4 protein-coding genes are annotated in these 4619 nt (G+C 63.2%); all 4 read left to right on the forward strand.

Going from position 1 to position 4619, the window contains the following annotated elements; all coding sequences use genetic code 11:
- The first annotated feature begins 880 nt into the window (after nt 1-880).
- Nucleotides 881-2182: a fatty acid desaturase family protein gene (locus ACIBG0_RS42070; RefSeq protein WP_397041236.1), complete on the forward strand. Its 1302-nt coding sequence runs from the start codon at nt 881-883 to the stop codon at nt 2180-2182.
- Between the two features lie 68 nt (nt 2183-2250).
- Entirely contained in the window at nt 2251-3207 is a 957-nt protein-coding gene (locus ACIBG0_RS42075; protein ID WP_397041238.1) for a patatin-like phospholipase family protein, read from the forward strand.
- A 381-nt stretch (nt 3208-3588) separates the two neighbouring features.
- A complete protein-coding gene (locus tag ACIBG0_RS42080; RefSeq protein WP_397041239.1) occupies nt 3589-4290 on the forward strand; it encodes a transposase in 702 nt (233 codons plus the stop codon).
- A gap of 57 nt (nt 4291-4347) precedes the next feature.
- Nucleotides 4348-4527: a transposase gene (locus ACIBG0_RS42085; protein WP_397041241.1), complete on the forward strand. Its 180-nt coding sequence runs from the start codon at nt 4348-4350 to the stop codon at nt 4525-4527.
- The last annotated feature ends 92 nt before the right edge of the window (nt 4528-4619 follow it).

Genomic DNA, 4619 nt, shown 5'->3' on the forward strand with positions numbered 1-4619 from the left:
CCAGAGATCCAGATGTCCGCCGATCCGGAGAAATCATGTCCGCCAGCCCGGAGCCAAATGTCCGCCCAGCCGGATTATCACGTGTCCGCTAGCAGTGCGTCAACGCCGCCGCCACCACGGCCGAGACTGTCCCGAGCGACACTCGTGCCCAGGGTGGCCCGATCCGCCAGTGCTGCAGGCACTTCGACCGGGAACACGACCATTGGTTCCGGCGCAACAACCTCACCCTCGACTGCGCACGCCAGGTAGCGGCGGGCCTGCAACGGCGAACACCTAAACCGCCCCACCGGCACCCGAGCCGTCTCCACCACAGGTAGTCCAGCATCGGCCAGCTCCACCGGCCAATTGACACGGTGCGCGAATTCAGCAGTGCTGCACCGATTTCCAGCCATTACACGGCTGTCATACTAGACATGCCACACCGTCCTGAAAACGCGGCGAGGACCTCCAACCGGCGGTAGCTCAGCGTGACATCGAAGCAGAAGTTGCCAACTGCGTTGGGGCGCACCTGTTCGGCCCTTCGCAACTACGCATTACCTATTACCCGCTGATGTGCGGCGCTGGACATCGGCCGACGATGGTCTTTCGATAGCTGCGAGCGACGATGACAAGGACAACCGGGGACCGGACATAGCCGGTGGTGAAGAGGTAGGGAGTATCGGTCGACAATGGTCTCTGAACTACCCGGGGTTTGGTGTGCACCGGTTTATCTGTCACCGGCCGCTAGCTCGGCGCGGTGCGCCGAACCCAGCGCTGCCGGGTTCCCGCTGGGGGATGCCTCACAGGCGGATCCACGGGATGTCACCGACGACACCCGAATGGATGAGAGCTTTCGGACGAGGATTGCCGGTCATGTCCGGCGGGATGGGTAGGAACGTCGGTGGCCATCACGGATATCCGAGCGTTCGCCCACCTCATCGAGGCCGACATCGAGGCGCTCGGTCGCGAACTCGACCGGATCCGCACAGATGTGGAGCGATCGCTCGGGCAACGAGACGCGGACTATATTCGGGGCGTCATCAGGGTTCACCGTGGCCTCGAAGCGGCTGCGCGGCTGTTGTTGTGCGCCAGTCGATATCGGGCGCCGCGAATGGCCGGAACCGTGATGCTGGCGGCTGCCAAGATCATCGAGATGATGGAGCTCGGCCATAATATCAGTCACGGTCAGTGGGATTGGATGAACGATCCCGAGATCCATTCCATCAACTGGGAGTGGGATTTCATTGGTCCGTCCGCTCATTGGAAGCGTTCGCACAACTATGTTCACCACACCTACACCAACGTGTACGGCTTGGATGAAGACCTCAGCTTTGTGGTGCTGCGGATGACCCGCGATGAGCCGTGGCGTCCGGTCCATCTGATCCAGCCCGTGGTGAGCCTGGTCGTCGCGGCCGGGTTCGAATGGGCCATCGCCGTACACGACTGGGCACTCGAGCGACGCCACACAGGCGTTCACCGCGGTCAGCGGGGGTCACAGCCGAACATTGAGTTCGCGCGAAAGATCGCCAGCCAGGTCGGTAAGGACTTCCTGCTGTTCCCGGCGCTGAGCGGGCGGGGGTTCCGGCGGACGCTCGCGGCGAACGCCTCAGCGCTGCTGTTGCGCAACTTGTGGTCCTACGTGGTGATCATGTGCGGGCACTTCCCCGACGGAGCCGAGAAATTCACCACCGAGCAACTGGAGGGGGAGACCCGTGGTGAGTGGTATCTGCGGCAACTGCTGGGAACCGCGAACTTCACTGCTCGCCCGCTGCTGGCGTTCCTGAGCGGCAATCTCTGCTACCAGATCGAGCACCACCTATTTCCCGACCTGCCCAGCAATCGCTATCCCGAGATCGCCGAGCGTGTCCGCGCGCTGTGTGACAAGTACGACCTGCCCTACACGACCGGCTCGCTCACCGGACAGTTCTGGCTGGCCTACCGCACCGTCTGGAAACTCGCGCTGCCGGACCGGTTGCTGCGCCGGCCCTCTGACGATGCCGCGGAAACCAGATCAGAACGGAAATTCTCCGGAATTTCACTCACCTCGAGCGGCCGGTCGTCTTGGCAGGCGATCGACCCGATCACCGGTGCGCGACAGGGGCTTCGCGCTGCCCTGGCGGCGGCGGACTCGTCGAGGTTGCAGACGGATCACGGTAGGGGCCGGTGGTTTCAGTGGCGATGGACCGCCTCGATTGCCGGCTAGCGCTGAGGACAGCAGTGAGAGGACAGTCGTTGACGAAGGAACGGCCCGTAGTTCGGATTCTCGCTGGAGTGGCAGGTCGCAGCCTCACTCTGATGGTCGGGATGGCGATCGGTGCGGTGGACGCGCTTGCGGCCCGGCGAGACCAGAACAACCGGCAACCAGCCCCGGCGTTGCAACCGGTCGTCGTGGGCGTGAGCGGCGGCGCGATCGCGGCCGCGGCGATCGCGCTGGGCATGACTCGTGACCAGGCCCGGCAGATCGCGATCGATCACCCTGAGCAGAATGTCCTGGGCACGAAGAGTTTTCGTGCCCTGCTGACCCGACGTGTGCTGTACCCGCAGGCGCGGATTCGGGAACTCGCCCACGCGATCGTGGGTGATCGCACCTTCGCCGACTTCGCCCTCGACCCGAAAACTTTCGGACAGCAACCACACCAGACGCCATCGTCTCTACTCATACCCGTCTTCTCTGCCGAACACGGCACACTGCTGCTGCCCCGAGATCTTCCGAAGCTGAGCCTGTCCGACCTGCCTGTCGCCGATGCACTGGTTGCCGCCACCCGGATACCGGGAGCTCTGCCAGCGGCGGCGGGACTCAAGGACATCTTCGATGGCGGCTGCCAATACCGGGTCCCTCACGACATCTTCGCCCCGCACCCTGCCCTGGTTCTGGACCTGTACGGTCCGCAGCCATACGACAGCCGCGGCGGATTGATGTTCCCCCTGCTACATCCATCGCTGCCCGCAATCATCCATCGCCCGCGCCCGTTCCACGACAAGACCCTGCGTGAGTCGACCATCTTCGCCCACCAACCCTACGGTGCAGCGCTCAAAGCTCCTGCACGGACATCCGAAGAACTGTTCGACACCGGCTACGACATCACCACGACCTGGATCTGTTCCCGCACCGACGAACAACTTCTGAACATTGTCGACTCACAGGTTCTCGGCTTGCCGACTGAAACCGCCGCGCGGACAATCGAATCCAGTCGATCGCCTGACGAAGTCGTTCATGGACATAGCTAACCGGGCTTCGCTACCGGCGCTGCCGCTCCGACGTCGAGCAGCGGCACGCCTTGCCCGGCCCATCCCTCGCATCCAGATCCGTTCCATCTCGGAACTGTCCGTGTCGGGGATGCGTAACACACGCAAGTCGATCGAAGCGCGTGCAACCGGAACGGCTTCGTGGACATCCGCGCTTCTCCTGCCGCCGAGGGGAGGCCGACGACTCACTGTGTCCTCCCACAACGTTGGGGTGCGATAGTGCGTCTTTGGGAGAACGCGTGGGAGGAGTTCATTCCGTTCCTCGACTACGGAGGCTGTTGCAGAATCGATTGCTGCCGAGGGGGGTTGACTGGGATTATGTGGTGTGGCCAGTCGTATCGTCCGGTACTGCGGGATCAGCCGATGTTGCTGCCGATCGATATGCACGAGTGGTTACCGCAGGATCACCTGGTGTGGTTCGTGCTGGACACCGTCGAGGTCCTGGACACCTGCGAGCTGGAACGGACCACCCGGCGAGGTGGGCGGGCGGGTGCGCGAGGCTACGACCCGCGAATGTTGCTGGCGCTGTTGGTCTATGCCTATTGCCAGGGTGTGCGGTCGTCGCGGCAGATCGAACGACTGTGTGTTACTGACATCGCGTTTCGGGTGTTGTGCGCTCAGGACGGACCGGATCATTCCACGATCGCCAGATTCCGCACCGAGGCGCGAGATGTGTTCAGTGACTTGTTTTCTCAGGTATTGATGATCGCGGCAGAGGCTGGTTTGGGCCAGTTCGGCACGGTCGCGATCGACGGGACGAAGATCGCCGCGAATGCTTCGATCGATGCCAACCGCGGCAAGCAGTGGTTCGACCAGCACGTGGCTGAGATAGTCGCCGAATCGGAGACCGTCGACCGCACCGAGGAGGCGGCCGCGGCGGGGATGCACGACAGGCAGGATCGCGTGCGGGCCGGTCTGGGTGATCGGACCCGGCGAGCCGAGCGCATCCGGCAAGCGGCCGAGGATCTGCGCAGCCGGCACTGGCAGCAAGCTCACGCCGACCAGCAGCCCGGATCGGCTCATCGCGATCGGCAAAGATCACGATCAATCCGTCGCCGCGACTAAAGACCCAGCTGGCCGGTCCCCGATGATGCGACGGCGCGCCAGATCAACAACCACAGGCTGCGCACTCCAGAAGGCCGAGCGCTTTACAAAAGACGAGGCGCGACTGTCGAGCCCGGCATCGGCAACCTCAAGAAAATCATCGACAGGTTCTCATGCCGCGGTCTGTCGAACGCAACAAGCGAACTGCACCTGGCAGCAACGGCTTTCAACCTCATGAAAGTCCACCGGGCAACCTGAGGTTCACCCCGAATGGTGGACAGGGGTTCAAGCAGCTTTCGCTGCGACTGTCAGGGACTGCTCATAGCAGATGGGGCTGAGCATCCCGATGG

This window comes from Nocardia sp. NPDC050630 (assembly GCF_044457245.1).
GTDB lineage: Bacteria > Actinomycetota > Actinomycetes > Mycobacteriales > Mycobacteriaceae > Nocardia.